This is a genomic window from Variovorax sp. WDL1 (assembly GCF_001541225.1).
In the GTDB taxonomy this organism is placed as follows: domain Bacteria; phylum Pseudomonadota; class Gammaproteobacteria; order Burkholderiales; family Burkholderiaceae_C; genus Variovorax.
Map to the genome: position 1 here is coordinate 125791 of NZ_LMTS01000238.1, position 26122 is coordinate 151912.

At 67.4% G+C, this 26122-nt stretch carries 26 protein-coding genes; 6 read left to right on the forward strand and 20 right to left on the reverse strand.

The features are described from left to right. The first annotated feature begins 297 nt into the window (after positions 1–297). Positions 298–534 carry a hypothetical protein gene (locus APY03_RS29610; RefSeq protein WP_198161323.1) on the forward strand — a complete coding sequence of 79 codons (237 nt, stop codon included), beginning with the start codon at positions 298–300 and terminating at the stop codon, positions 532–534. A gap of 207 nt (positions 535–741) precedes the next feature. Here the strand turns inward: APY03_RS29610 and APY03_RS29615 are convergent, their stop codons facing one another. The 6 genes from APY03_RS29615 to mltG all read right to left on the reverse strand — a co-directional run bounded on the left by APY03_RS29615 (position 742) and on the right by mltG (position 5387). Beyond that, positions 742–1407, reverse strand: coding sequence for an ankyrin repeat domain-containing protein (locus APY03_RS29615; RefSeq protein WP_068682651.1), 666 nt, complete (start codon positions 1405–1407; stop codon positions 742–744). Next, entirely contained in the window at positions 1404–2210 is an 807-nt protein-coding gene (locus tag APY03_RS29620; protein ID WP_068682653.1) for a TatD family hydrolase, read from the reverse strand. Before APY03_RS29620 ends, APY03_RS29615 begins: the two co-directional genes overlap by 4 nt. A 64-nt stretch (positions 2211–2274) precedes the next feature. Beyond that, the gene (locus APY03_RS29625; RefSeq protein WP_068682655.1) at positions 2275–2649 is read right to left on the reverse strand and encodes a PilZ domain-containing protein; all 375 of its coding nucleotides are present in this window, start codon (positions 2647–2649) and stop codon (positions 2275–2277) included. Next, positions 2646–3665, reverse strand: coding sequence for a hypothetical protein (locus APY03_RS29630; protein ID WP_068682657.1), 1020 nt, complete (start codon positions 3663–3665; stop codon positions 2646–2648). The genes APY03_RS29625 and APY03_RS29630 overlap by 4 nt, the downstream gene beginning before the upstream one ends. A gap of 64 nt (positions 3666–3729) precedes the next feature. After that, on the reverse strand, positions 3730–4371 hold the full coding sequence (gene tmk, locus APY03_RS29635; protein WP_068682659.1) for a dTMP kinase: 642 nt from the start codon (positions 4369–4371) through the stop codon (positions 3730–3732). Continuing rightward, positions 4368–5387, reverse strand: coding sequence for an endolytic transglycosylase MltG (gene mltG / locus APY03_RS29640; RefSeq protein WP_068682661.1), 1020 nt, complete (start codon positions 5385–5387; stop codon positions 4368–4370). Before mltG ends, tmk begins: the two co-directional genes overlap by 4 nt. An 86-nt stretch (positions 5388–5473) precedes the next feature. Between mltG and ygfZ the strand changes: the two genes are divergently transcribed. Beyond that, positions 5474–6397 carry a CAF17-like 4Fe-4S cluster assembly/insertion protein YgfZ gene (ygfZ, locus tag APY03_RS29645; RefSeq protein WP_068682663.1) on the forward strand — a complete coding sequence of 308 codons (924 nt, stop codon included), beginning with the start codon at positions 5474–5476 and terminating at the stop codon, positions 6395–6397. A gap of 4 nt (positions 6398–6401) precedes the next feature. On the opposite strand, the gene APY03_RS29650 is transcribed toward ygfZ, so the two are convergent. Both APY03_RS29650 and APY03_RS29655 read right to left on the reverse strand, forming a co-directional pair. Continuing rightward, complete coding sequence (locus APY03_RS29650) at positions 6402–6614, reverse strand: YbdD/YjiX family protein (RefSeq protein ID WP_068682665.1); 213 nt, start codon at positions 6612–6614, stop codon at positions 6402–6404. Then, complete coding sequence (locus tag APY03_RS29655) at positions 6614–8677, reverse strand: carbon starvation CstA family protein (RefSeq protein ID WP_068682667.1); 2064 nt, start codon at positions 8675–8677, stop codon at positions 6614–6616. Before APY03_RS29655 ends, APY03_RS29650 begins: the two co-directional genes overlap by 1 nt. A 469-nt stretch (positions 8678–9146) precedes the next feature. On the opposite strand from APY03_RS29655, the gene APY03_RS29660 reads away from it, so the two are divergent. Continuing rightward, positions 9147–10724 carry a hypothetical protein gene (locus tag APY03_RS29660; protein ID WP_068682670.1) on the forward strand — a complete coding sequence of 526 codons (1578 nt, stop codon included), beginning with the start codon at positions 9147–9149 and terminating at the stop codon, positions 10722–10724. A gap of 50 nt (positions 10725–10774) precedes the next feature. On the opposite strand, the gene APY03_RS29665 is transcribed toward APY03_RS29660, so the two are convergent. The 4 genes from APY03_RS29665 to APY03_RS29680 are packed head-to-tail and all read right to left on the reverse strand — an operon-like array spanning position 10775 to position 14625. Continuing rightward, positions 10775–11422: a response regulator gene (locus APY03_RS29665; protein ID WP_068682672.1), complete on the reverse strand. Its 648-nt coding sequence runs from the start codon at positions 11420–11422 to the stop codon at positions 10775–10777. Next, a complete protein-coding gene (locus tag APY03_RS29670) occupies positions 11419–12780 on the reverse strand; it encodes a cache domain-containing protein (RefSeq protein ID WP_068682674.1) in 1362 nt (453 codons plus the stop codon). The genes APY03_RS29665 and APY03_RS29670 overlap by 4 nt, the downstream gene beginning before the upstream one ends. Before the next feature lie 28 nt (positions 12781–12808). After that, on the reverse strand, positions 12809–13678 hold the full coding sequence (locus APY03_RS29675) for a YbgC/FadM family acyl-CoA thioesterase (protein WP_068682676.1): 870 nt from the start codon (positions 13676–13678) through the stop codon (positions 12809–12811). Then, positions 13675–14625, reverse strand: coding sequence for an alpha/beta hydrolase (locus APY03_RS29680; RefSeq protein ID WP_068682731.1), 951 nt, complete (start codon positions 14623–14625; stop codon positions 13675–13677). The genes APY03_RS29675 and APY03_RS29680 overlap by 4 nt, the downstream gene beginning before the upstream one ends. 66 nt (positions 14626–14691) lie before the next feature. Between APY03_RS29680 and APY03_RS29685 the strand changes: the two genes are divergently transcribed. Further along, positions 14692–15828, forward strand: a complete 1137-nt coding sequence (locus tag APY03_RS29685; protein WP_068682678.1) for an iron-containing alcohol dehydrogenase — start codon at positions 14692–14694, stop codon at positions 15826–15828. A 92-nt stretch (positions 15829–15920) separates the two neighbouring features. On the opposite strand, the gene APY03_RS29690 is transcribed toward APY03_RS29685, so the two are convergent. The 3 genes from APY03_RS29690 to APY03_RS29700 form a co-directional block, all read right to left on the reverse strand. Next, complete coding sequence (locus APY03_RS29690) at positions 15921–16898, reverse strand: Bug family tripartite tricarboxylate transporter substrate binding protein (protein ID WP_068682680.1); 978 nt, start codon at positions 16896–16898, stop codon at positions 15921–15923. 146 nt (positions 16899–17044) lie between these two features. Then, positions 17045–18016, reverse strand: coding sequence for a Bug family tripartite tricarboxylate transporter substrate binding protein (locus APY03_RS29695; protein ID WP_068682682.1), 972 nt, complete (start codon positions 18014–18016; stop codon positions 17045–17047). Between the two features lie 52 nt (positions 18017–18068). Continuing rightward, complete coding sequence (locus APY03_RS29700) at positions 18069–19022, reverse strand: 2-hydroxyacid dehydrogenase (RefSeq protein ID WP_068682683.1); 954 nt, start codon at positions 19020–19022, stop codon at positions 18069–18071. A 102-nt stretch (positions 19023–19124) separates the two neighbouring features. Here APY03_RS29700 and APY03_RS29705 point away from each other — a divergent pair, with 102 nt between their 5' ends. Further along, positions 19125–20282, forward strand: coding sequence for a citrate/2-methylcitrate synthase (locus APY03_RS29705; protein ID WP_068682685.1), 1158 nt, complete (start codon positions 19125–19127; stop codon positions 20280–20282). Between the two features lie 69 nt (positions 20283–20351). On the opposite strand, the gene APY03_RS29710 is transcribed toward APY03_RS29705, so the two are convergent. Continuing rightward, positions 20352–21230, reverse strand: coding sequence for a LysR family transcriptional regulator (locus APY03_RS29710; protein ID WP_068682687.1), 879 nt, complete (start codon positions 21228–21230; stop codon positions 20352–20354). A gap of 91 nt (positions 21231–21321) precedes the next feature. Here APY03_RS29710 and bla point away from each other — a divergent pair, with 91 nt between their 5' ends. After that, positions 21322–22203, forward strand: coding sequence for a class A beta-lactamase (gene bla, locus APY03_RS29715; RefSeq protein WP_068682689.1), 882 nt, complete (start codon positions 21322–21324; stop codon positions 22201–22203). Between the two features lie 47 nt (positions 22204–22250). On the opposite strand, the gene APY03_RS29720 is transcribed toward bla, so the two are convergent. The 4 genes from APY03_RS29720 to APY03_RS29735 all read right to left on the reverse strand — a co-directional run bounded on the left by APY03_RS29720 (position 22251) and on the right by APY03_RS29735 (position 26061). Then, on the reverse strand, positions 22251–22661 hold the full coding sequence (locus APY03_RS29720; protein ID WP_068682691.1) for a DUF302 domain-containing protein: 411 nt from the start codon (positions 22659–22661) through the stop codon (positions 22251–22253). 34 nt (positions 22662–22695) lie between these two features. After that, positions 22696–24480 (reverse strand): arsenical pump-driving ATPase, encoded by a 1785-nt coding sequence (gene arsA, locus APY03_RS29725; protein ID WP_197913194.1) that lies wholly within the window; start codon positions 24478–24480, stop codon positions 22696–22698. 270 nt (positions 24481–24750) lie between these two features. Beyond that, positions 24751–25737 (reverse strand): tripartite tricarboxylate transporter substrate binding protein, encoded by a 987-nt coding sequence (locus APY03_RS29730; protein ID WP_068682693.1) that lies wholly within the window; start codon positions 25735–25737, stop codon positions 24751–24753. Between the two features lie 102 nt (positions 25738–25839). Then, the gene (locus APY03_RS29735) at positions 25840–26061 is read right to left on the reverse strand and encodes a hypothetical protein (protein ID WP_068682695.1); all 222 of its coding nucleotides are present in this window, start codon (positions 26059–26061) and stop codon (positions 25840–25842) included. Positions 26062–26122 lie beyond the last annotated feature (61 nt).

The window sequence follows — 26122 nt, forward strand, 5'->3', positions numbered from 1 at the left end:
GTGAATGCGTTGCACCTCGACCTGAGCCGCGCCCAGTCCTCCTGCATTCGGGCCCAAGGCGGGCAGTCTGTCGAGAGGGACGTAGCGCTGGCTCATGGTGACTCAGCCGGGCAGGCGCTCGGCGGCTGGCCTGACGCCTCTGCGCCTTGGTGCATTGCGATGCAAGTCATGACAAAGCGCCTAGCGGCGATGAATGCTCTAGGCTTATTCTGGGGGGAATATTCATCGGGGGCCAAAGACATGCGGTCACCAGCAGAGGCGCGCAGGAGACATCAACGGTGGTTTGCCTGGATGTCCGTGCTCGCGACCCTGTCACTGTCCTGCCTGGTCGCGATCGAGATCGTCTTTCCGCCTCCGCCCCTGTCCCCGCCGCGGGAGCGCTCACTCCTGGATCTTCTCGAGTTCGATTTGCCCGATCCGCAGTTGCTGATCGTCGTCACGATGCTAGTCGTGGACCTCGCCTCGTTCGCCGGCCTGATCATCACGACGCTGCTGGACTGGGTGGAAGCTCGCCATCGACAGCGCTCCGCGTAGCGGACAACGCGCTTGTGCCCGGACTGACATCAAGGCTGAGTAGGGCGTAGGCACCTCTGGCGACACGTAGCGGCCACCCGGGAGAGAAGTAGCGTCCACGTGACGCGGAGCAGTGCGCTCATCGTTTCGGAGCCGGTGCACATGATTTAACATAATGCACATTGTATTTTTCAAGCGATGAGCCAGCCCATGCCCAGTGGGCCTCGCTCACCATTTCCCGTCACTCGGCCGCTTGCTCGCCCGAACTGCGGCGCTCAGCAGCCGCACGGCATCCGGCCGATTGCCGCGCTGGGCGAAGTCCAGGGCCGTCATCCCCAGCTGGTTCTTCATCGCCGTATCGGCGCCCTCGTCGAGCAGCAGCTGAACCGCGGCGCTGGAGCCGTACATCGCAGCCATCATCAGCGGCGTGCTGCCGTTGGGCGACTGCGCGTCGATGAAGGCGTAGTTCTCCAGCAGCTGCTTCATGATCGCCACGTGCCCGCCGGTGGCCGCGTAATGCAGCGGCGTCCAGCCAGGCTTGTTGACGTCGGCGTCGCGTGCGATCAGCCGGGTCACTAGGTCCTGCTGGCCCTTGAGCGCGGCCAACATCAGCGGGCTTTCGTCCTTGGCGTTGCGCAGCTCCACATTGGTCTTCGGCGAGTCCAGCAGCACCTGGATGACCTTGGGCGACGGCTCGCGCATGGCGATCAGCAGGCCCGTCTGGCCTTGCTCATCGCGCGTGTTGGGATCGAAGCCGCGGTTCAGCAGCGCTGCGATGCCGGCGGCATCGTCGCTGCGGGCGGCACGGAAAAAGTCGTCGAACGAGCCCGCGCTCAGAGAGAAAGATGCTGTGAAAACAGCAAGATAAATCGCTTTTTTAAAGTACTTCTTCATGTCTTGACGCCCGCAAACAGGGTCTCGAAGTTATGGCTGGTGACTTCGCCAATGGTCTCGACCGGCAGCTTGCGCAGTTCTGCGATCTGCCGCGCGACGAAAGGCACGTAGGACGGGTTGTTGGTCTTCCCGCGGTACGGCACGGGCGCCAGATAGGGGCTGTCGGTCTCGATCAGCATGCGGTCCAGCGGCACGAAGGCGGCCACGTCGCGCAAGTCCTGCGCCTTCTTGAAGGTCAGGATGCCCGAGAAGGAGATGTAAAAGCCCAGGTCCAGTGCGGCGCGCGCGACCTCGGCCGTCTCGGTGAAGCAATGGAACACGCCGCCCGCGGCCCCGGGCGATCCGTCCTCGCCCTCCTCCTGCAGGATCGCCAGCGTGTCGGCGGAAGCCTCCCGGGTGTGGATGATCAGCGGCTTGCGCACCGCCCGGGCGGCGCGGATATGCACGCGGAAGCGGTCGCGCTGCCATTCCAGGTCGGCGATGCTGCGGCCGCCCTTGCGGTCCTCCATCTGGTAGTAGTCGAGGCCGGTCTCTCCGATGGCCACCACCTTGGGCATCGCGGAACGCGTCACCAAGTCGTCTACCGAGGGCTCGGCAATGTCCTCGTTGTCCGGATGGACGCCTACGCTGGCCCAGAAATTGTCGAAACCAGCCGCCAAGGCCTGCACTTCGGGGAATTCTTCCAGGGTCGTGCAGATGCACAGTGCCCGATCGACCTGCGCGGCGGCCATGGCCTCGCGGATCTGCGGCATCTGGCCGGCGAAGTCGGGGAAGGTCAGGTGGCAATGGGAGTCGGTGAACATCGCAAGACTTCGGAAAACGGCGGCGCGACCGCAGCGCCTGCGGTCTGCTTCATGCAGACGGACCTCAAATGGTCTGGGTCGGGCGGTCGGAGGCCACGGTGCCGCCGAGTGCCTCTTCGATGCGCGCCTTGAGCTGGCGCGACTTCTCGTCCGAGGGGAAACGGATGCCGACACCCGGCGCGCGGTTTCCGGCCGCACGCGCCGGCGTGATCCAGGCCACCTTGCCGGCCACCGGGTAGCGCTGCGGGTCCTCGGGCAGCGTGAGCAGCACGTAGACGTCGTCGCCCAGGCGGTACTCGCGCGAGGTCGGGATGAAGATGCCGCCTTCGGCGAACAGCGGGATGTAGGCCGCATAGAGAGCGCCCTTTTCCTTGATCGCGAGCTGAATGACGCTGGGGCGGGCGGGTGCGGCGGGGGTGGGAGAGGCTGTTGTATTCATGGGCGGCGGCTGGCGGAGTTTAGGGTGCTTCGTGCTTCGCTCACAAGCGCTTCGAGCATCAGGCCGGCATTGAAGGGATGTTCTGCGGTTTTTGCCGCATTGGCGAGAGACCGGGCCCATCGGGCCAGCGCTGCTCTCGGCGGCACGGCCGGCAGGTCGGCGGCTTCGAAGAAGCGCGGCGCGGCGCCGCTGTCCACGGTCATGAGGTCGTGGCACAGCTTCTGCAACGCCCCAATGGCCTGGACCGGCGCGTGGTCGGCCAGGGCCCCGACGTCGCCGCGCAGCATGGCCTTGGGCAGCAGGCCCCAGGCCTTGGGCGACTGGCCCGAGGCAGCAAGCCGCAGCGCATCGCTCGGCCGGCCGCCCGCGGCGCGCAGCAGGGCGGCCGCGTCCGCAGCCGGGACGCCCTGCCCCACCAGCCATTTGCGCGCCTCGTCATCGCCGGGCCAGGGCAAGGTGAAGCCGAGGCAGCGGCTGCGGATGGTGGGCAGCAGTTGCCAGGCGGCCTCGCTGGCCAGCACGAAGCGCACGTCGCCGACCGGCTCCTCCAGCGTCTTGAGCAGGGCATTGGCGGTAATGGTGTTCATGCGCTCGGCCGGATAGACCAGTACGACCTTGCCGCGGCCGCGCGCGCTGGTGCGCTGGGCGAAGCCGACTGCGTCGCGCATCGCCTCGACGCGGATCTCGCGGCTGGGCTTGCGCTTCTTGTCGTCGATGTCGGACTGGCTCTTCTCGTCGAGCGGCCAGCCCAGCTCCTGCATCGCCACTTCGGGCATCAGCACGCAGAGATCGGCATGGGTGCGCACGGCGATCGCATGGCAGCTCGGGCAATGCCCGCAAGCGCCCTGCCCTGGGGTTTCGCCCGGCTGCTCGCAAAGCCATGCGGCGGCCAGCGCCAGGCCCAGTTCGTACTGGCCCAGGCCCGAGGGCCCGTGCAGCAGCCAGGCGTGACCGCGCTGCCGCAGCAGTTCGGTCAGCGGCTTGGCCAGCCAGGGCGAGAGGGTGGGCTGGGTCATTGCACACCCTCCCCGCCCCGGTTGCGGGCTGCCGTGCCATGAGCCTCCGGGGCGGCCGTGCGGCTCATGGCTTGCTGCCGGCCAAGCCGAGCTGGACCAGGGCCGCCTCGATCTGCTGCCAGACCTGCTCGCGCGGACGGTTCGCGTCGATGCGCACGAAGCGCGGCGCGGCCGCGGCGCGCTCGGCATAGCCGGCGGCGACGCGGCGGAAGAACTCGACCGGCTGCGATTCGAACTTGTCAGGCAGCCGCGCGCCGGCCAGGCGCTCGGCTGCCGTCTCGGGCGGCAGGTCGAACCACAGCGTGAGCATGGGTTGCAGCAGGCCGCCATCGCGCGCCTGCACCCACTGCTCCAGCGTCGAGAGCAGCGCCGTGTCGAAACCGCGCCCCGCGCCCTGGTAGGCGAAAGTGGCGTCGGTGAAACGGTCGCACAGCACCACGTCGCCCCGCGCCAGCGCGGGCTCGATCACCTGCACGATGTGGTCGCGCCGTGCCGCGAACACCAGCAGCGACTCGGTGAGCGGGTCCATGGCCTGCGTGAGGACCATCGTGCGCAGCGTCTCGGCCAGTGGCGTGCCGCCCGGCTCGCGCGTGCGCGTGACCTGCCGGCCCTGGGCCTTGAACAGTGCCTCGAGGGCATCGATGTGGCTGGACTTGCCTGCGCCATCGATGCCTTCGAGTGTGAGGAACAAACCCGGCTGCGTCATCGCCCGCTCCTTGGCGACGGCTCGATGCCGCGCTGGTAGCGGTTGACCGCCCGGTTGTGCTCGTCGAGCGAGCTGCTGAAATGGCTGGAACCGTCGCCGCGGGAGACGAAGTACAGCGACTTGCTCTGCGCCGGCTGCACTGCCGCCAGCAGTGCAGCCTTTCCCGGCATGGCGATCGGCGTGGGCGGCAGGCCGGGCCGCAGGTAGGTGTTCCAGGGCGTGTCGGCCTGCAGGTCCTTCTTGCGCAGGTTGCCGTCGAAGCGCATGCCCAGGCCGTAGATCACGGTCGGGTCGGTCTGCAGCGGCATGCCGACGCGCAGGCGGTTGACGAACACGGCCGCGATCTCGGCCCGGTCCTTGGCCACGCCTGTCTCCTTCTCGACGATGCTGGCGAGGATCAGCGCCTCGTCGGACGTCTTGAGCGGCAGATCGGACGCGCGCGCGGCCCAGGCGGCCTCCAGCTTCTTGTCCATGGCCCGCATCGCCCGCTGCAGCAGCGCGAGGTCGGTGGAGCTCTTCGAATAGGTGTAGGTGTCGGGAAAGAAGCGGCCCTCGGGGTGCAGGCCGGGCTTGCCGAGCCGGGCCATCAATTCCTCGTCGCTCTGGCCCACGGTCTCGGGCTTCAGCTGCTCGGCCTTGGCGAGTGCGGCGCGCACCTGGCGGAAGGTCCAGCCCTCGACCAGCACAACGCTGCGCGTAGCCTCCTCGCCGCGCACGAGCATGTTGAGCAGCAGGCGCGGCGTGACACCCTGTTCCAGTTCGTAGCTGCCGGCGCGGATCTGCCGGTCCTGGCCGGAGAAGCGGAACCAGCCGTAGAGCAGCTGCCATGGCACGCGCACGCCTGCGTCGGCCACCGCCTGTGCGACGCCCCGCGGCGTGGTGCCCGGCTCGACCGAGAGGTCCACCGTGGGCGCCGGCAGCTTCAGCGGATGCTGCACCCACCAGAGCCCTGCCGCGCCGGCGCCGAGAACGACGAAGGCGGCAAGGAGAAAGAGCGTGAGAAGGAAGCGGCGCACGGATGCGAATGAAGCGGCGGACGGAAGGGGAAGGCGCGGTAGCCCTGCGGGCCGAACGGAACGGAGCAGCCCATGATAATTCAGCGATGACCCCAGTCGTTCTGAATGGCGTAACAGCCCTTTCTCACCTTGGCGTGATCCGCGCCGAGGGCCCCGAAGCCGCCGACTTCCTCAATGGCCAGCTGACGCAGGACTTCGCCCTTCTCGGCCCGGCCGAAGCGCGCCTGGCCGCGCTCTGCACGGCCAAGGGCCGCATGATCGCGAGCTTCATCGGCATCCGACCGCAGCCCGACCGTGTGCTGCTGGTCATCGGCCGCGACATTCTTGCCGCCACGCTCAAGCGCCTGTCGATGTACGTGCTGCGGGCCAAGCTCAAGCTCAGCGATGCCACCGAAGAGTTCATGCTCCACGGCCTGGCGGGCACGGCCCTCGCGGCCAACGGCGTCAGCGCGGACGCGCCGCCCGGGCGCTGCTGCCAGGCCGGCGATGTCAACGTGGTCTCGCTCTATCCCTCGGACGGCGTGCCGCGCGCCATGCGCATTGCGCCAGTGGGCAGTGCCGAGCCGGAAGGCCCGGCGCTCGACCCCGCGCTGTGGCAGTGGAGCGAGGTGCGCAGCGGCATCGTGACCGTGAGCGAGCCGATCGTCGAAGCCTTCGTGCCGCAGATGCTCAACTACGAATCGGTGGGCGGCGTGAACTTCAAGAAGGGCTGCTACCCGGGCCAGGAGGTGGTGGCGCGGAGCCAGTTCCGCGGCACCCTCAAGCGCCGGACCTACCTGGTACAGGCGCCGGGCCCGGTGGCCGCGGGCCAGGAGGTCTTTGCCGCCAACGATCCCGAGCAGCCGGTCGGCACGGTCGCGCAGGCGGCTCCGGCGCCCGGCGGCGGATGGGCCGCGCTCGTGTCCATGCAGATCGCGGCGCTCAGTGCCGGCGGCCTGCGGGCCGGCGCCGCCGAGGGGCCCGCCCTCAGCGTCGAGCCCCTGCCCTACCCGCTGCTCGAAGACATCTGAGCGCTCAACAGCAGCGCCCCTTGCCCCCGCCATAGCGCGCCTCCAGGCGCTCCCGGAAAAACGCCTCGTAGCTCATCGGCGCCGCGCCGGGATGCGTGCGCGCCATGTGGCTGAGGTAGGCGTCGTAGTCCGGCAGGCCCACCATCAGCCGCAGCGATTGCGCCAGCGAGCGAGTCAGGTAGCGCCCGGCCTCGGGCAAGGCGGCCAGCGAGCGCATCAGGCCGCCTGCGCCGGCATCGGCTCGAACGGCGTCTCGTGCGCGGTCGGCCTGTTCGAGGCGCGCGCTGCGAGCGCGGTGCGCACGCTGTAGTACAGCACGCTCAGCACCACGAAGATGAAGAGCCCGCAGAGCGCGGCATCGAGCCGGTCGTTGAAGACGATGCGTGCCATCGCCTCGGGCGTCTTGGCCGGCGCGAGCAGCACGCCCTTCTCGATCGCGTCCGCGTATTTGGCCGCGTGCGACAGGAAGCCCACCTTCGGGTCTGCCGAGAAGATCTTCTGCCAGCCCGCCGTCAGCGTGCACGCCAGCAGCCAGGCGGCCGGCGCAATCGCGACCCAGGCGTAGCGCTCGCGTTTCATGCGGAACAGCACCACCACGCCCAGCATCAGCGCCACCGCGGCCAACATCTGGTTGGAGATGCCGAACAGCGGCCACAGCGTGTTGATGCCGCCCAGCGGATCGACCACGCCCTGGTACAGGAAATAGCCCCAGGCCGCGACGCAGAGGAAGGTCGCGATCAGGTTGGCCACGGCCGAATCGGTGCGCTTCAGCGCCGGCACGAAGCTGCCCAGCAGGTCCTGCAGCATGAAGCGCCCGGCGCGCGTGCCGGCGTCGACCGCGGTCAGGATGAACAGCGCCTCGAACAAGATCGCGAAGTGATACCAGAAGGCCATCATGGCCTTCCCGCCGATGGCCTGGTGCAGGATGTGCGCCATGCCCACGGCGAGCGTCGGCGCGCCGCCGGCACGGCCGAGGATGGTGCTCTCGCCCACGTCCTTGGCCGTCTGCACGAGCATCTCGGGCGTGACCACGAAGCCCCAGTTCGAGATGGCCTGCGCCACCGCTTCCGGCGTGCTGCCGACCAGCGCGGCCGGGCTGTTCATCGCAAAGTACACGCCCGGCTCGATGCAGGCCGCCGCCACCAGTGCCATCACCGCCACGAACGATTCGGCCAGCATGCCGCCGTAGCCGATGAAGCGCGCGTGGCGCTCGTTGTCCAGCATCTTGGGCGTGGTGCCGGAGGAGATCAGCGCGTGGAAGCCCGACACCGCGCCACAGGCGATGGTGATGAACAGGAAGGGAAAGAGACTGCCCGACCACACCGGCCCGTTGCCCTGCGCGAACTGCGTCACCGCCGGCATCTGCAGCGTCGGCGCGACCAACACGATGCCGATCGCCAGCGCGACGATGGTGCCGATCTTCAGGAAGGTCGAGAGATAGTCGCGCGGTGCCAGCAGCAGCCACACCGGCAGGCTCGCGGCAATGAAGCCGTAGCCGATCAGCATCCACGTCAGCGCCTTGCCGTCGAAGGTGAACATCGGCCCCCAGGTCGGGCTCTGCGCCACCGCCTGGCCGCCGAAGATGGCCAGCATCAGCAGCACGAAGCCGATCACCGAAACCTCGCCGATGCGCCCCGGCCGGATGTAGCGCAGGTACACGCCCATGAAGACCGCCACCGGAATGGTCGCCGCGACGGTGAAGGTGCCCCACGGCGATTCGGCCAGCGCCTTGACCACGATCAGCGCCAGCACCGCGAGGATGATGATCATGATCATGAAGGTGCCGAACAGCGCGATCAGCCCCGGCACGGTGCCCATCTCCTGCTTGACCAGGTCGCCCAGCGAGCGCCCGTCGCGCCGGGTCGAGATGAAGAGCACGATGAAATCCTGCACCGCTCCGGCGAAGACCACGCCGGCCACGATCCACAGCAGCCCTGGCAGGTAGCCCATCTGCGCCGCCAGCACCGGCCCGACCAGCGGCCCGGCCCCGGCGATGGCCGCGAAATGGTGGCCGAAGAGCACGTTCTTGTCGGTGGGCACGTAGTCCAGCCCGTCGTTGTGCCGGTGAGCGGGCGTCATGCGCTTGCCGTCGAGCCCGAGCACCCGGTCGGCGATGAAGAGGCTGTAGTAGCGGTAGGCGATCAGGTAGCAGCAGATGGCTGCGACCACGACCCATAACGCACTGATGGCCTCGCCGCGCGACAGGGCAACGGTGCCAAGGGAAAAGGCGCCGGCCACGGCCACGGCAAGCCACACCAGGTGGCGGCGGATGCTGTGCATGCGGATGTCTCCAGAGGTTGAACCGGGCGAGTGTCCCGATTCACCGGCCAGCTGGCATCCGTCGCACCGCGCGGGCAGGCTACGTGGTGATGCCTAAGGGATAACCCTGAAGCGTTGGTTCTGATGCTCCCGGCATTAATCCACGGGCGGGCGGGGGCGTCCCGCAAGACAGTTGGCTCTGGGTCGATGAATATGGAACCGACTGCAATCGGGAGCAACTCAATGGTTAACTCTCCCGCCGGGGCTGCTCCGTCTCCGTGGTGGATGCGGCCTGCTGCAACAGCGGTCGTGGCGCCTTTTCGGGCGCAGCGCACGGGGTGTCTCCAACTTTTCAATCATGTACCCGTCCTCCACGATCAAGCATTCGCCTCCCGGCTCAACTTCGACCTTTCCCAAAGGCCCAGGATCCTCGAACACTGCACATTTGCCCGATCCAGCTCCGCTTCGCGAATGGGCAAGCAGCGCGCAAGTGACGCCGGAGGCGAACGCTGCACGATGGGAAGTCGTGCGCAGGCTCGAAGGCGCCGTCGCGTCACCGACGAACGAGTTGGATCTGAGCAGTTGCGACCGGCAGGCATGCATGGACCTGCCAGCCGCGGTGGTGCGCCCATACGCCATGAAGTGCACAACATCGGAACCGCCCACCACGGAGTTGATCCTTCCCAAAGGGCTCAGCAACATCCCCGGATGGATGACCGAATTCAAGGCGACGCTCAAGCAGGTCACAGCGAATGACTTCGCCGGCAGTGAGCAGAGTGTCCGCGCCGATCTGGAACTGCTTTCGTGGAAAGATTGTCAAGTAGGCTGGGATTTGTCACCCGACGACGCCGGAGAGTCTGCTAGCCCCCCGACGACTCTCGGGATAGAACGCCGGCTCAATGTCCAGGCCGCCCCAACGAGAACTACCCTGAGTTCGATCTATCGTCCCTACGTCGGAGAACTCGACCCAACTGCGCAGGCCGGGCTCAAGCGTTTCATGGATAACGTGCGAAAAGCCCAGCCCTTCGATCCAAGATGGGGTGTTAAGTACAACCCAGGTGGTTTCAAGATAGTCCGCTCGCAAAACGGCGAACTCGAGCTGTCGAAGCTCAGAATCCCACCCTACATTGACCAAAATCTCGATCATGACTCGGATGACGGGCTTGGTTTGCCTAAAGCGAAGCAGCTATTCAGCATTCATTCCAAAGATGTGCAGGCCGCCGTCTGGCAAGCCATGTCCAAATGCGGCTATGTAGATTACCTCACAGCCAATGCCGAAGAATTGATAGATGGTGAGTGGGACATCCTCGTCAACATCAATCCATACTTCGGTCGCCGTCCTTTGGAGGTCCACGCCCACAAGGACACCAGTGGAGAGAACATGTGGTTGATGCTCTTCTATTGCAATGACGATGCCGACATGGGCATTGAGTACCAGCTAAGGCAGGAGAATCCACCGGGCTATCTGGAGCACATGAGGCGGCAATTGCCGTCTGTCTTCGTCGACGAGGTGGAAGACATTCTCAACGAGCCTTCAGACGGCATCGCATACGCGACCAGGATCGGGCCTTGGAGTTTCATCGCCGGATGCGACGAGACGATGGTTCACTCAACCCCATTCGTTCACCATCGCGGCGCATTTTTCCTCGCATCGGTCTTGGAGCAATTCGACAATGCACTCAGAGCTTGCTTTGGTGCTCACACCGCCGAAGAATATTCCCAAAATGTACTTCCGGCTTCTCAAGAGGTAGTGAGACAACTGAAGGGGTTGGCATCTTCTGACGACTGTGTGGACCGTGGCGAACTGGAGAAGCTTTTGCAGGGAGCCGGGTTCACTGCCCCCAGCGCGGCGAAGATCGTCGAAACGCTCGCACCAATGGTGCGCACCAAAGATCCATTCGATGGAACAGCCGGCGGGCTACCCGGATTCGAGGACATCAAAGTGCCGCGCGGCAAAGAGCTTCATCGAGAAATGAGCGATCACCTGGACGCGGGGACTGCAGTTCGCAACAGGCAACCTCGCGACTACATGAGGGTCTGGATCATGGCGCGACGAAAACCAGAGTGAGACGAGAGCTAATCGGAGGAATGCAGCCAATGCAGCTCGCAGCGGGCACCCTACCCGCTTGAATTTTGCCGGAACTCACGCGCATGCTCGACCGCGTACTTGATCAGCTCCGCCTGCCCCTCGATCCCCAGCCGCCGCTTGATACTCTGTCGGTGCGCCTCGACCGTGCGCACGCTCAACCCGAGGTCGCGTGCGATCTGCTTGCTCGACTCCCCACGCCCCAGCGCCGACAGGATCTCGCTTTCGCGCGGCGTGAGTAGCGGCCGCGGCGCCTGGTTGCGGAACAGCCGCTGCGACACCGCCGGACTTAGAAAGGTCCCGCCCGCGGCTGCCGCCTCGATGGCGGCCACGATCTCGGCCGCCGGCGCATCCTTGAGCACGTAGCCGCGCGCGCCGGCCGCGAGCGCCTGCTGCACGTACTCTGGGTTGTCGTACATGCTGAGCATCACCACGCGCACCGCGGGCGCAAGCGCCTGCAGCCGCGCGGCCAGCTCGATGCCGTTCATGTCCTTCATGCCGACGTCGGCCAGCACCAGCTGCGGCTGCAGGCGCTCGATCGCCGCCAGCGCCTCCGCCGCGCTACCAGCCTCGCCCACGATCTCGATGCCGGGCAGCGGATCGAGGCGCGCATGCAGGCCGTCACGCACCAGCGGATGGTCGTCGACCAGGAACACGCGGATCGGCTGCGTCGTCGTCATGCCGCCTCCAGGCTCTTCGATGGGACGAAGGCGACGATGGCGGTCCCCTTGCTGCCCGAGTGCAGGTCGAGCCGCCCGCCGATGGCCGCGATGCGCTCGCGCATGTTGCGCAGTCCGATACCCCGGTGCGGATCGAGCTGCGTGGACGCCAGGTCGAAGCCGACTCCGTCGTCGCTCACCTCCAGCCGCACGCCGCGCCGCTCGAAGAACAGCGCGATGCGCACCTGCCGCGCCCGTGCGTGCTTGCGCACGTTGGTCAGCGCCTCCTGCGTCACCCGGAACAGCGCCGTCTTGACCTCCTCCGGCAGCTCGCGCGACGGCCCCTGCACCGCGACAGCGGCGGCCACGTCGCCCTCCTCGCTGAACTCCGCGCCGAGCCGCTCCAGGGCGGCCGGCAGGCCCAGCTGGTCCAGCAGGGCCGGCCGCAGCCGGTGAGAGATGCGCCGCACTTCCGCCAGCGACTCGTTGAGCCGCGCCAGCGCCTTGCCCAGCACCGCCGGCGCGGGCTGATTCGCCCGCTGCAGCGTATCCACCGCGGACTCCACCAGCAGCTTGGTCGACACCAGCGTCTGGCTGGTGCCATCGTGCAGTTCTCGCGCGAGCCGGCCGCGCTCCTCCTCCTGCGACTGCACCACCTGGCGCGCCAGCAGGCGCAGCTTGGCCTCGGCCACCCGGTGCTCGCTGAGATTGAGCAGCAGCCCGCCGGCGCTTACCGCCGCCAGGCACAGCGCCGCGATGGCCGCGATCCACAGCATGGTGGTGGCGACGTTGAGATTCATCTGCCGGTCCAAGGTCTGCATGGCCGCCTGGATGTCGTCCAGGTACAGGCCGGTGCCGAGCATCCAGTTCCAGCGCGGCAGCGCGGTCACGTAGCCCAGCTTGGGCGCGGTCTGCGAGCTCGAGGGCTTGCGCCACTCGTACTCGACGAAGCCGCCGCCATCCCGGGCCCGTGCGATCAGCTCCTGGATGGTGAAGCGCCCGCGCGAGTCGCGCAGCTCCCACAGGTTCTGGCTCACCAACTCGGGCTGGCGCGAGTGCATCAGCGAGCGCCCCTGCAGGTCATAGACGAAGAAGTAGCCGTCGTTGCCGTAGTCGAGCGCGGCCAGCCTGTGCAGCGCCTCGGTGCGCGTGGCCTCGTCGTCGCGGCCTGTGTCGTACAGCGGCTGCACCACGCTGACCGCGAGCGCCACGTAGCTGCGCAGCTCGTTGCGGCGCTGGTTCATGTAGGTCTCTTCGATCAGCGCGCGCTCGCGCGCCGCCAAGTCGCGTTCCTGGTGCCGCACCGCCAGTGCCACCAGCACCAGTGCGACCAGCAACGGCGCAACGGCCAGCGCAACGATCTTGAGGCGGAGGTTCATGGGGCGTGGCGGCCCGAGCGCCAGGCGCTCAGAGCGCGCGGCGCATCTCGACGTGCGCGATGCCCGCCTCCTCGAAAGGCTCGCCGCTCGGCACGTAGCCCAGGCGCGTGTAGAAGGCCTCCGCGCTGCGCTGCGCATGCAGCGTCACCTCGCTATCGCCGCGCGCCTTGGCGGCCTCTTCGAGTGCGCGCAGAACCGCGGCACCATGGCCGCCGCCGCGCAGCACGCGGTGCACCGCCATCCTGCCGATGCGGCCCTGGCCGGGCGCGCCCGGCACCAGCCGCCCGGTCGCGATCACCTGGCCCAACCGGTTGCGCGCCACCGCATGCACGGCGCTCTCGTCATGCTCGTCCCACTCGAGCTCCTTGGGAATGCGCTGCTCCTCGATGAACACGCTGCGGCGCACCGCGCCCGCCCCCTCGCCGAGTTCGGCCCAGCTGCCGGTGCGGACTTCGGCGAGCGCTTCACCGGCCTCGTAAGCCGTGAAGATCTCGCGCAGCAACGCCGGAACCGGCTTCGAGGTCTGCGTAGCCGGATCGGCGAACACGTAGACCAGCTCGCACCCCACCAGGAAGTCGTCGCCGCGGAACAGCCCGCCATGGAAGACGATGGAGGAGTTGCCCACGCGCACGCATTTCATGGCGACGTCGAGCACGTCGTCCACCCGCGCCGAAGCCTGGAAGTCGACCGTGGCCTTGCGCACGTACAGATCCCCGCCCAGGGCGTGCATCGCCTCCTCGTAGGGCAACGCCAGGGCGCGCCAGTAGTCGGCGATCGCGGTGTCGAAGTACATCAGGTAGTGGGCGTTGAAGACGATCTTCTGCATGTCCACCTCGGCCCAGCGCACGCGCAGGCGGTGGAAGAAGCGGTAGTCGGTTCGGCGGGTGTTCTCGGTCATGGTTGCAAGGCTTCCTTCAGGGCGCGCGCCGCATGGGCCTGGGCCTGCAGCGCTTCGGGGATGGCACGGCCCATTTTGACGAATTCGTGGATCACGCCGCGGTAGATCTCCAGGTCCACCGGCACCCGCGCGGCGCGCAGCTTGTCGGCGTAGGCGATGCCCTCGTCGACCACCGGGTCGCACTCGGCCAGCCCGATCCAGGCGGGCGCAACGCCTTCCACGTCTTCCGCGTTGAGCGGTGCGAAGCGCCAGTCCTCCCGCTCGGCGGAGCTGTGGAGGTACTGGGCGAAGAACCAGGTGATGAGTTGCTCGTCCAGCAGCGGACCCTTTGCCAGGCGACGGTGCGAGGCCGTGTCCTGGTGTGGAGCGGTGCCGGGGTAGAAGAGCACCTGCAAGGCCACCGGCAGGCCCGCGTCGCGCGCCAGGATCGCACATACCGCTGCCAGCGTGCCGCCGGCGCTGTCTCCGCCCAGTGCCAGGCGGCTGCCGTCCAGGCCCAGTTCGGCCGCCCTCTGCACAACGAACTGCACGACATCCCAAGCATCGTTCGAGGCGGTCGGAAACTTGTACTCGGGCGCGAGGCGGTAGTCCACCGACACGACGGCGCAGCCGCTTTTCTCGCTCAGCACGCGGCACAGCGTATCGTGGGTGGCGATGCTGCCGACGGTGAAGCCGCCGCCGTGGAAGAACAGCAGCACCGGCAGCACGGCACGCGAGGGGGCATAGAGCCGGGCCGGCAGAGGATGGCCATCGCGCGCGGGGATCGCGAAGTCCTCCACGCGTCCCAGCTGCGGCTTGGGAACCTCCAGCACGCCGGCGCCCTTCTCGTACGCGGCCCTGGCCTGCGCGGGTGTCAGCGTGTGGTACGGCGCCTGGCGGGCGCGCGCCATGCGCTGGACGACCCCGGCCATCTTGGCGGTGAGCGGCGGCGCGAGGGTTTGGGTCATGGGCAAGACGGGCGGCACTTGTTAAATTGGAAGGCCCGAATCGTAGCCTCCACCTCCAAACGCCCCATGGCCCTCATCCAATACCTGACCCAGATCCAGTTCGACTTCGGCGCCGTCCAGCTGCTGCGCAGCGAATGCGATCGCATCGGCATCGCCCGGCCCCTGATCGTCACAGACGCCGGCGTGCGCGCCGCCGGCATCCTGCAGAAGGCGCTCGACGCGCTCGGCGGCCTGCCGGCCGCGGTGTTCGACCAGACCCCCTCCAACCCCACCGAGGCCGCAGTGCGCGCCGCCGCGGCGATCTACCGCGACCAGCGCTGCGACGGCCTGGTCGCCGTCGGCGGCGGTTCGGCCATCGACTGCGCCAAGGGCGTGGCGATCGCGGCTACGCACGAGGGGCCGCTCAAGACCTACGCCACCATCGAGGGCGGCTCACCGAAGATCACCGAGCGCGTGGCGCCATTGATCGCGGTGCCCACCACCAGCGGCACCGGCAGCGAGGTGGCGCGCGGCGCCATCGTGATCGTGGACGACCACCGCAAGCTCGGCTTCCACAGCTGGTTCCTGATGCCCAAGGCCGCCATCTGCGATCCCGAGCTCACCCTGGGCCTGCCGCCGCGGCTCACGGCGGCGACCGGCATGGACGCCATCGCGCACTGCATGGAGACCTTCATGTCGGCCGCCTTCAATCCGCCGGCCGACGGCATCGCGCTCGACGGGCTGCGGCGCGCCTGGAACTACATCGAGCGCGCGACCAAGGATGGCAGCGACCGCGAGGCGCGCCTCAACCTCATGAGTGCCTCGATGCAAGGCGCGATGGCGTTCCAGAAAGGACTGGGCTGCGTTCACTCGCTGAGCCACAGCCTGGGCGGCATCGACCCGCGCCTGCACCACGGCACGTTGAACGCCCTCTTCCTGCCGGCGGTGATCCGCTTCAACGCGGGCGCGGAATCGGTGCAGAAGGAGCAGCGGCTGCAACGCATGGCGCAGGCCATGAACCTCGACTCGCCCGGAGACCTTTCGGTGGCGATCCGCGACATGAATGCGCGCCTGGCCTTGCCAAAGGGACTCGGCGAGGTGGGCGTGACGGAGCCGATGTTCGAGCCCATCATCGACGGCGCCATGGCCGACCACTGCCACAAGACCAACCCGCGGCTGGCGACCCGCGAGGACTACCGCGCGATGCTCGAAGCCTCGATGTAGTCGACCAGCCAGCGGCGGAAGCCTTGCCCATCAGACTTGTCCTTCGAGTGCACGTTCTGCAGTGACTCCCCGCCAGCCTATCGCTTCTGGACTCATTCCGGTTGGATCCCCGCCTCCTTGACCACCTTGCCCCATTTGACGAGGTCGGACTTGATCAGCGCGGCGTACTCCTGCGGCGTGCCGCCCTGGATCTCTATGCCGGCGGCCTCCAGCTTGGTCCGTACATCGGGCAGCTTCAGCGCCGCGTTGATTTCGGCATTGAGCTTGGCGATGATCGCCTTGGGGGTGCCTGCCGGCGCGAGGAAACCGCCGTTCGTATTGGCATCGTAGTCCTTGAAACCCTGTTCGTCCGCGGTGGGCACGTCCGGCAAGGACCTTGTCCGTTTGCGCGTCGACACTGCAACCGCCCGCGCATTGCCGGCCTTCACCTGCGGCAGGATGGCGCTGATGGAGTCGATGTAGAGCGCGGTACGTCCGGCCAGCAGGTCCGGGTGCGCGGCGGATGAGCCCTTGTAGGGGACCAGCAGCATCTGCGCGCCGCTCGCCATGCGGAACATCTCGGCCGCCATTTCCTGCGCACTGCCGTGGCCGGAGGTGGCGACCTTGGCCTCATCCGGGTGGGCCTTCATCCATGCCACGAACTCGGGCAGCGTCTTGGCGGGAAGCTGCGGGTAGATGGCGAACACCAGCGGAACCTCGTGCGTGTAGACGATGGGCTCGAAGCTTTTCTCCGGATCCCAGCCGAGGCTCTTGAACAGGAACTTGTTGATGTTGTGGCTGCCACCCACGATGCCGATCGTGTAGCCATCAGGCACCGACTTGGCGAGGACGTCCGTGCCGAGGTTGTTGGACGCGCCGGGTCTGTTGTCGACGATCACCGGTTGGCCCATCGACACCGCAAGCTTGTCTCCGACGACCCGGGCAATCATGTCGATCGCGCCGCCCGGTGGGGCGGGCACGATGATCTTTATGGCCCGGGTCGGGTAAGCCGCCTCGGCCGATGACACGGTCGGTACGGCGGCCAGGGACGCTGAGACCGCAAGGATCTTGATCAGGGATATGAGCTGCATGGAGGTCTCCTCTTCAGGGTGGGTCTATCGTTTTGAAAAGCCGGCTTGTCGATGCCGGAGGGGAACTGCAATCGCTCAGCCGCGCCCGTGTGTCGACCTGGCTCCAGGGTTCGTTGCGGCCGATGCAGAACACGCGAGCGACCGGCTCACTCGACCGTGATCTTGCGGCTGCGGATGACCTGCGCGTAGCGGGCCCTGTCGTCGGCGATCAGCTTGGCGAACTCCTGCGGCGAGGTGGCGCGCGGCACACCGCCCAGGCCCACGAAGCGCGCCTTGACCGCTTCGTCGGTCATCACCGCGCGCAGGTCAGCGGCGATCTTGTCCACGACCTCTTGCGGCGTGCCCGAAGGCGCCAGCAGGCCGATCCAGGAGATCGCGTTGAAGCCGGGGAGCACGCCCTCCGCCAGCGTGGGGACTTCGGGAAACGCCGCAACGCGCTTGTCGCCGGTCACGGCGAGCGCGCGCAGCTTGCCCGCCTTGATGTGGCCGGAGGCCTCCAGGACTGTCATGAACGACAGCTGCACATGGCCCGCGAGCAGATCGGCGATGGCCGGACCACCGCCGCGGTAGGGCACATGCAGGATGAAGGTACCGGTCTGGTCCTTGAACACCTCGGCCGCCAGGTGCGGGGCGCCGCCGGCGCCCGAACTGCTGTAGCTCATCTGGCCCGGCCTGGACTTGGCCAGCGCCACGAAGTCGCCCGCAGTCTTCGCCGGGATCGACGGATTGACCATCATCGCCAACGGCAGCTCGGCAACCAGGGAAACCGGGGCGAAGGCCTTGTCGGCGTCGTAGGGCAGCCTCGGGTACAGCAAGGGATTGATCGCCTGCGTTCCGATGTTGCCCAGCAGCAGCGTGTAGCCGTCCGGCTTGGACTTGGCGACGAAGTCGGCACCGATCTGTCCGGCGGCACCGCCCCTGTTCTCCACGACGACAGGTTGGCCCCAGCGCCGGCTCAACTGTTCGGCGATGACGCGGCCGCCGGTGTCGGTTCCGCCACCCGGCGGGAACGGCACCACCAGCGTCACGGGGCGGGCGGGAAAGGTCTGCGCGAAGGTGGGGGCCTGGACGGCGCAGAGGACAAGGGCGAAGGGGATCGCAAGGCTTCGAATGAACAAGGTCGTGTCTCCGTGTGGGTCGGGTGCGGGTTGCCGGGTCGAACGCAGGGGTTCAGGTGGTCAGGCTCATCGCCGGGCGCTCGCCTCTCAGGGCCTGCGCAACACTGGCCAGCACCATCTCGGCCATGGCGGTACGCGTCTCCCAGGTCGCACTGGCGCGGTGGGCCTGCAGGGTCACGCTGTCGGACTGGCGCAGCGCCAGCGGCACCCGCGGCTCGTCGACGAAGACGTCCAGGCCCGCGCCCGCGATGCGGCCGTCGGCCAGCGCTTGTGTCAGGTCGGCTTCGTTGACGAGCCGGCCGCGGGCGACGTTGACCAGGAAGCCGCGTGGTCCCAGCGCGTCGAGCACGGCTGCATCGACGATGGCTTCGGCCTGGTCTGCAGCGGCGCACAGCACGAGCGCGTCGGACTCGCGCGCCAGGTCCACCAGGCTGGACACGAAGCGGTGCGCGACGTCATCCATGGCGTGGAGGTCGGTATAGCGGATGGGGCAACCGAAGGCGGCCGCCCGCACGGCGACGGCGCGGCCCACCCGCCCCATTCCGACGATGCCGACGCGCATGCCGCTGAACCGGCGAGCGAGTGGAATGGCGCTGGGCTGGGGACGAAGCTCCCACTGGCCGTCTCGCACGAAACGGTCGCCGGCACACAGGTTTCGGCAAGCCGCGATCAGCAAGCCGATGGCCAGATCGGCCACGTCTTCCGTCAGCGCACCCAGTGTTGCAGTGACGGGCAGGCCACGATTGCGGCAGTACGCCAGATCCACGGCGTCGGTGCCGACGCCATTGACGGCCACGACCTTCAGGCCAGGCAGTTGTTCCAGCATTGCTCGCGAGATACCGGTGTGCCCGCCGGTGATCACCGCGTCGACCGACGCGCCGTGTTCACGCAGCCAGGCATCCGGGTCGGCTGCCTCGAAGTGCTTGTGGACGACGTAGAGCGACGCAAGCTTGTCGTTGATCGCAGGGATGAGGATCGGGTTGAGTTGAAGGACTTGGGGTTTCATATCGCTGTTCGCTCGGGTCTGGGCGCATGCTAGTAATGAATTGATTAAATGGTCAATATTGATCTATATAATCAATATAAATTAGCTCTGTTCGGTACCGCCATGGCTTCCTGGATTTCGATGAACGAGGCGTGCAAGCTTCTGGGTGTGCAGCCTCAAACGGTCTACGCGTACGTGAGCCGCGGCAAGCTGGAAGTCATGCCCGACCCGGCCGATACGCGGCGCAGCCTCTACCGCGCCGAGGACGTTGCCGGCTTGGCCAAACGGAAACAGGCTGGTCGCAAGCACGAGACGCTGGCCGCCAATACCTTGTTCGGTTCGGAGCCCAGCATCCCAACGGCCCTTTGTGCGTTTTCCCGCGGGCGCCTGTACTACCGAGGTCGCGATGCCGTGAGCGCGGCCCGGACGGCCACACTGGAAGATGTGGCTCAACTGTTGTGGGGCGCCGAGCATGCCGTCGATTTCTCTTCCTCGACGCCATTGCGCTCAGGCAATCCCGGGCGAGACGCGGCCTTCGCGGCCTTGGCCACCCTGGCGGCCGCTGGGCATTCCACCGGCGGACGCCTGACCCGAGTGCTGCACGCCGAGGGCCAGAGCCTGGTGGGTCAGTTGGCCAATGCGTTCGGCGCCTCGCCAGGAGGCGAACCTCTGCATCTGCGCTTTGCCAAAGGTTGGAAGCAATCTTCCAAGGTGGCTGATTTGCTGCGAACGGCCATGGTGTTGCTGGCCGATCACGAGCTGACCAGTTCAGCCTTTGTCGCGCGCATTGCCGCTTCGACAGGTGCCTCGTTGCCGGCATGCCTCCTGGCCGGACTGACCACTCTATCCGGCCCTTTGCATGGCGATGCCTCAGGGCGCGTCCGGGCGCTGTTCAGTGAGGTGGAACGACTGGGTGAGGACAAGGTGCTGGCCCACTACTTGTCGAACGGCTTGTCGCTGGCAGGATTTGGCCATCCCCTTTATCCCGACGGCGATCCGCGTGCGGCCGCATTGTTGGCTTTGTTCGAGCCGCCCAAGGTGATCGCGCGCTTCATGGCAAAGGTGCCGAAGCTGACCGGGTTGCAGCCCAACATCGACGTCGCTCTGGCCGCCCTGGTCGCTCACCACCGACTTCCTGCCGATGCGGCCTTTGGCCTGTTCGCAACGGCGCGTAGCGTCGGGCTATTGGCACACAGCCTGGAGCAACTTGGCGTGGCGCAGGTCATCCGCCCGCGCGGGCGCTATGTAGGCCCGCTGCCCGAACCGCATGACTGTGCCTAGTGGGCCGTAACAGGCAATTCGGAAGTGCCTGCCACGCCGACGACGCGGCCTTCACTCCCGAATCGACTGTCACGGCCCACTCGTGGAACAGTAGTCGACCAGCCAGCGGCGGAATGCTTCCATCGCGGCGCTGGGCTTTCTCGACTTGAGCCGCACGAGCCAGTAGCTGCCGGTCATCACCTCGGTCGAAAGCGGCCGCACGAGCCGGCTCTCGTCCAGCTCGCGTTCGAACATGGACGCCGGCGCAAGCGCCACGCCGGCACCCTGCATGGCGGCTTCCACCATCAGCCGCGATGAATCGAACACCGGCCCGCGGATCGCCGGGCAGGCTGCGCCGGCCGCTGCGAACCATGCAGGCCAGTCCTCGGCGCGGTAGGAGCGCAGCAGCGTCTGCTGCGCCAGGTCCCGGGGCCTGGCGATGCGCGCCGCGATCGCCGGCGCGCACAGCACCGAGAGCGGCGCCGCCATCAGGTGCTCGGCCTTCAGGCCCGGCCAGTTCCCGTCGCCGAAGCGGATCGCAAAGTCCAGCCCCTCGCCCGCCAGGTCGACCACGTTGTTGTGCGTCATCAGCCGCAGGTCGGCGAAGGGGCAGCTTTGCTGGAACAGCCTTAGCCGCGGCAGCAGCCAGCCGACAGCGAAGGTGCCCACCACCCCCACCGTCAGCACTTCGAAGAAGTGTCCGTTGTCGAACTGCTGGACCACCGCCTCCATGCGGCCGAAGGACTCGGCCAGAACCGGCAGCAGCGCATGGCCCTCGTCGCTGAGCGCCAGCCCGCGCGGCAGGCGGCGGAACAGCGCCACGCCCAGCCGCGCCTCCAGCCCCCGTACCTGCTGGCTGACCGCGGCCTGCGTCACGTTCAGCTCGGCCGCCGCCAGCGTGAAGCTCAGATGGCGCGCCGAGGATTCGAAGGCGCGCAGCGCGTTGAGGGGAAGATGGGTGCGAGCCATTAGATTTTCTTGTGCGAGACAGCAAATACTATCGTTTGTGCTGCCACCTCCGATCACGGAAAGTCGCTGCTTTTCAGGAGCACGCATCCCCATGATTCAACGACGTCGATTCGCAGGCGCCCTTCTTCTCCCGCTGGCCGCCGTTTCCTTCGACATCCGCGCCAAGGGCCGTCCGGACCTCGCGCGGCAGTTCGCCGAGATCGAGAAAAAGACCGGCGGACGTCTCGGCGTCCATGTGCTGGACACCGCCACCGCCCGCCGCGCCGGCCATCGCCAGGACGAACGCTTCGCCATGTGCAGCACCTTCAAGTTCCTCGCCGCGGCACTGGTGCTGGCACGGGTGGACCAGGGCAAGGAACGGCTCGAACGCCGCATCACCTATGCGCGCGACGAACTCGTGACCTATTCGCCTGTGACCGAGAAGCACGCCGGCACGGACGGGATGAGCATGGCCCAGCTGTGCGAGGCCGCGGTCACGTTGAGCGACAACACGGCCGCCAATCTGATGCTGGCGAGCGTCGGCGGGCCGGCGGGCCTGACGGCCTTCATGCGCTCGCTCGGCGACCCGCACACGCGGCTCGATCGCATCGAGCCCGGCCTCAACGAGGCCCGTGCGGGAGATCCGCGCGACACCACCACGCCTGCCGCCATGGTGGACAGCATGCAAAAGATTCTCTTGGGCGATGCACTCTCGCCGGGCTCGCGCGCCCTGCTGCTGCAGTGGCTGGACGACAACAAGACCGGCGGGGAACGCATCCGCGCCGGCCTGCCCGCGGACTGGAAGGTGGGCGACAAGACCGGCACGGGCGAGAACGGCGCGGCCAACGACATCGCGATCCTGCGGCCGCCGGGACGCCCGCCCGTCCTCCTGTCCGTGTACCTGACGGAGACGAAGGCATCGATGGCGGATCGGAACGCGGCGCATGCCGCCGTCGCGGCGGCAGTCGTGACCTGGGTCGGCAATGGGGCGTGACGGCCCATTCCCCGGCGCCGGCCAAGGAACTCACGCAAGCGGCGGCGTCACACCGCTTGCGCCGCACTGCCGCCGAGGCTTGCGCAGGCGCGGCGCAGGCGCTCCTCGGCCGAGTCCGCCACGCGCTTGACCTCGGGATTGCCGACCAGATTCACCATGACCTGCGGGTCGAGGAAGCCGACCACCACCCGGTCCGCTGATTCCTCGCGCACGGTCACGTTGCACGGCAGCAGCAGCCCGATGTCGGCTGAGGCCTGGAGCGCCTGGTGCGCCAGCGGTGGGTTGCACGCGCCCAGGATGCGGTATGGGGGCATCTCCACGCCAAGCTTCTCCTTCATGGCGCGCTGAACGTCGATGTCGCTGAGCACGCCGAAGCCTTCGGCCTTCAGCGCGGCGATGGTCCTGGAAAGCGCTTCGTCGAACGACGAACCGGTGAGTGTCGTGGTGAATCCATACATGGGGAACCTCCGTGGCGGGATGGAAGGGGTGGGATCAGGTGGCAGCTGCCGGCGTGGACGATCCTTCGCTGACCAGCTTGGACAACTCGGCGAACCCGATCGGGGGGCGGGTCAGCCAGGGAAGCGTGAAGATGCGCCGGGCCAACCCGGTCGACATGCGCTCCATCTGCTTGCGCTCACCCGCCAATCGCGCGGCCAGCAGGGGGTCGCGAGTGCCGGCGGCCAGAACGCTCTTGTTGAGGACCCACGCATAGGGCTCGATGCCGGCGCGGCGCAGGTCATCCTGCAAGGCAGCGGCTTGGGAGACCGGGGTCACTTCCGGCAGCGTCACCAGGATGATCCTGGTGTACGCAGCGTCCTGCAGCCTCATCAGCGGCGTGACGACGCGAGCGTTTCCGTGCCCTTCGAACTCCCGCACCATCTGCCGGTGGTAGGCGCCCGTGGCGTCCATCAGCAGCAGGGAATGTCCGGTGGGCGCCGTGTCCAGCACCACGAAGGCGCTGCGCGCTTCGCTGACGATGCGCGAGAAGGCGTGGAACACGGCCACTTCCTCTGTACACGGCGATTGCAGGTCTTCGAGCAACAGCGCTTGCTCCTGCGCGTCGAGGCCGGGTGACCTGGCCGCCATGATCTTGTCGACGTAGCGCTGGGTCTCGGCCTTCGGGTCGATGCGGTCCACACGCAAGCCTTCCACCTCGCCTTCGAGCGTTGCCGACAAGTGAGCCGCCGGGTCGGTGGTGCTGAGATGAACCGTCTTGCCGCGCTGGAGCAGGCCAAGCGCCAACGCGGCGGCCACCGTTGTCTTGCCGACGCCGCCCTTGCCCATCACCATGATCAGCCCGCGGTCCGCCGTGGCGAGTTCGTCCGCGAGCGCGTCCAGGCCTTGCAGCGAGGCTGTGGTTTCGCTTGCCACGGGCTCGACGGGCGGGCTCGGGGCGTCTGCATCGCCGAGCAGCGCACGCAACGCGGGCAGGCCGACCATGTCGAACGCTCGCAAGGGCACGCTGTCTTGCGGCAAGGCGCGCAGGGACGCGGGCATTTCCACCAGGGCCTGCCGTCCCAGCGCTTCGATGGCGCATGCCACCGCATCCGTGGCGTCGCTGGCGCGGAACACGCCGTTGATGGCAAGGCGCTGGTTGTCGAGGCCCAGCGCGTGCAACTCCTCCGATGTGCGTGCCGCTTCGGCGATCGCGCCCTTGTCGGGTCGGGTCACCAGGACGACCGTGGTGCGCGTCGGATCGCTCAAGGCCTCCAGCGCAGCCTTGAAGCGCGTCTCCTGCATCTTCAATCCCGAATGCGGGCCCAGGCAGGAGGCGCCACGATCGTTGCCGTCCAGGAACCCGCTCCATGCCTTGGGAAGGCTGAGCAAGCGCAGCGTGTGCCCTGTCGGTGCCGTGTCGAAGACGATGTGATCGAAGTCTGCCGCGCCGTCGGACAGGAGGGATGCAAACTCGTCGAACGACGCGATCTCGGTCGTGCAGGCCCCCGACAGCTGTTCGCGCACGGTCGAGAGTTCGGCTTCGCTGGCGGCGCCGGCGGCCATCTGCGCCAGCACCCGCTGCCGGTAGGACTCGGCCGCGTTGTCGGGGTCGATGTTCAGGACGAACAGGCCGTGGGCGCCCGGCACGGGCGTCGGCGTGTTGCGCAGTTCGATACCCAGCATCTCATCCAGATTCGAAGCCGCGTCGGTGCTGACGAGCAGGACCGATTGGCCCGAATCCGCCAGCGCCAGTGCGGCCGCCGTGGACAGGGACGTTTTTCCGACGCCACCCTTGCCGGTGAAGAACAGATGACGCGTGGCCTGCCTCAGGAATCCCATGGTCATCCCATGAGGCTTCGACCGGTCTTCTGGACCGAGGACCTTGGCTTCCATCTTTGGGTACTCGTTCGTGTATTCGTGAAGGTGGACAAGCGGCGCCTCGAGGCCGGACCCGCTCGCATTCGTCGCGGCACCGCGAAGTCGAAAGGTGCCACTCGAGACGACGACTGTGCACTGCGTGGCGGATCCGACCTTGAGATTTGTCAAGAGATGCGCTGCAAATGCGCTGCGGCCACGAATACCCTCTTGGAGGCGCCCGTCAATTGCTGTTCATTCAGCCTTCACGCCCGCCGTACGGATGACCTTGCCCCACTTCTCGGTCTCGGCCGCGATGAAGGCATCGAACTCCTCGGGCGTGCTGCCGGCCGGGAAGGTGCCCATTGCCTCGAGCTTCGCGCGGGTCTCGTCGCTCTTGATGATCCGGGCCACCTCTTCCGACATGCGCTTGATCATCTCGCGCGGCGTGGCCGCCGGCGCCAGCATGCCGGCCCAGGTGCTGCCGGTGAAGCCCGCGAAGCCCTGCTCGATGAAGGTGGGCACCTCGGGCACGGCGGGCAGCCGGCGATCGCTGGCAACGCCGATCAGCCGCACCTTGCCCGCCTTGGCCTGGTTGATGAGCCCCGTCGGCGCGTCGAAGAAGAGCTGGATCTGACCGCCCATCAGGTCGGTCAGCGCCGGAACCGCGCCGCGGTACGGGATGTGGATCATGTAGGTCTTGGTCAGCGACTTCCACAGCTCGCTGGTCAGGTGCGCCGCAGACCCGTTGCCCGAGGAGCCGAAGCTGATCTTGCCCGGGTGCGCACGGGCATAGTCGATCAGCTCCCTTGCCGTCTTGAAGGGCGCGTCGTTGTTGACCGCCGCGAGCAGTGGCGAGATGCCCATCAGCGAAACGCCGCTCAGGTCCTTCTTCGGGTCGTAGGGAAGCTTGGGGTACAGCGTGGTGTTGGCCGCGTAGGCCGCGATCACCACGCCGAAGGTGCTGCCGTCCGGTGCCGATTTGGCCAGCGCATCCACGCCGATCAGGCTGTTGGCCCCAGGCTTGTTGTCGATCAGCACCGGCTGGCCAAGCCGTGCCGACAAGCCCTGCTGCACCAGGCGCGCCATCTGGTCGGTGAAGCCGCCGGGGGTGTAGGGAACGATGATGCGGATCGGCTTGTTGGGCCAGGGCGCCTGCGCGAACGCGGGGGCGGCGATCGAGGCGGCCGCGGCGGCGGCCGAGAGGTGGAAGGCGCGGCGGGACAAGAGGCGAGTTGGCATGAGGCTCTCCGGTGGAGGGGTCATTCTGGGAGGTGGCCTTGCTCAGCCTGCTCAGGGTTTGCCCACGGCGCCATGCCCTGCGGCATCCCGTCGTGCCAGGCCTCAGCCCTTCCTGCCGCCGAATGCAACCAGCGCGCCGCCGACCACGATCGCCGCCACCCCGGCCCACGTGGGGAAGCTGATGGTCTCCTTCTCCTTTACCGACAGCTCGATCGGGCCGATCTTGGCCTGGTGCGTTTCCTTGGTGAAGCTGAAGCCGCCGAGGCCGATGGCGGCGATGCCGGCGACGATCAGGATCAGGCCAATGATTCGTGTTGCATTCATGGTGTCGTGCTTCCCCGCGGTTTGAAGTGGATGCCCGACTGTAGCCGCCGCGCGGCGGCTG

Coding starts and splice junctions, on each gene's coding strand:
- APY03_RS29615 (WP_068682651.1), bottom strand. CDS start 1,407: ATGAAGAAGTACTTTAAAAAAGCGATTTATCTTGCTGTTTTCACAGCA.
- APY03_RS29620 (WP_068682653.1), bottom strand. CDS start 2,210: ATGTTCACCGACTCCCATTGCCACCTGACCTTCCCCGACTTCGCCGGC.
- APY03_RS29625 (WP_068682655.1), bottom strand. CDS start 2,649: ATGAATACAACAGCCTCTCCCACCCCCGCCGCACCCGCCCGCCCCAGC.
- APY03_RS29630 (WP_068682657.1), bottom strand. CDS start 3,665: ATGACCCAGCCCACCCTCTCGCCCTGGCTGGCCAAGCCGCTGACCGAA.
- tmk (WP_068682659.1), bottom strand. CDS start 4,371: ATGACGCAGCCGGGTTTGTTCCTCACACTCGAAGGCATCGATGGCGCA.
- ygfZ (WP_068682663.1), top strand. CDS start 5,474: ATGACCCCAGTCGTTCTGAATGGCGTAACAGCCCTTTCTCACCTTGGC.
- APY03_RS29650 (WP_068682665.1), bottom strand. CDS start 6,614: ATGCGCTCGCTGGCCGCCTTGCCCGAGGCCGGGCGCTACCTGACTCGC.
- APY03_RS29655 (WP_068682667.1), bottom strand. CDS start 8,677: ATGCACAGCATCCGCCGCCACCTGGTGTGGCTTGCCGTGGCCGTGGCC.
- APY03_RS29665 (WP_068682672.1), bottom strand. CDS start 11,422: ATGACGACGACGCAGCCGATCCGCGTGTTCCTGGTCGACGACCATCCG.
- APY03_RS29670 (WP_068682674.1), bottom strand. CDS start 12,780: ATGAACCTCCGCCTCAAGATCGTTGCGCTGGCCGTTGCGCCGTTGCTG.
- APY03_RS29675 (WP_068682676.1), bottom strand. CDS start 13,678: ATGACCGAGAACACCCGCCGAACCGACTACCGCTTCTTCCACCGCCTG.
- APY03_RS29680 (WP_068682731.1), bottom strand. CDS start 14,625: ATGACCCAAACCCTCGCGCCGCCGCTCACCGCCAAGATGGCCGGGGTC.
- APY03_RS29685 (WP_068682678.1), top strand. CDS start 14,692: ATGGCCCTCATCCAATACCTGACCCAGATCCAGTTCGACTTCGGCGCC.
- APY03_RS29690 (WP_068682680.1), bottom strand. CDS start 16,898: ATGCAGCTCATATCCCTGATCAAGATCCTTGCGGTCTCAGCGTCCCTG.
- APY03_RS29700 (WP_068682683.1), bottom strand. CDS start 19,022: ATGAAACCCCAAGTCCTTCAACTCAACCCGATCCTCATCCCTGCGATC.
- APY03_RS29705 (WP_068682685.1), top strand. CDS start 19,125: ATGGCTTCCTGGATTTCGATGAACGAGGCGTGCAAGCTTCTGGGTGTG.
- APY03_RS29710 (WP_068682687.1), bottom strand. CDS start 21,230: ATGGCTCGCACCCATCTTCCCCTCAACGCGCTGCGCGCCTTCGAATCC.
- bla (WP_068682689.1), top strand. CDS start 21,322: ATGATTCAACGACGTCGATTCGCAGGCGCCCTTCTTCTCCCGCTGGCC.
- APY03_RS29720 (WP_068682691.1), bottom strand. CDS start 22,661: ATGTATGGATTCACCACGACACTCACCGGTTCGTCGTTCGACGAAGCG.
- arsA (WP_197913194.1), bottom strand. CDS start 24,480: ATGGGATTCCTGAGGCAGGCCACGCGTCATCTGTTCTTCACCGGCAAG.
- APY03_RS29730 (WP_068682693.1), bottom strand. CDS start 25,737: ATGCCAACTCGCCTCTTGTCCCGCCGCGCCTTCCACCTCTCGGCCGCC.
- APY03_RS29735 (WP_068682695.1), bottom strand. CDS start 26,061: ATGAATGCAACACGAATCATTGGCCTGATCCTGATCGTCGCCGGCATC.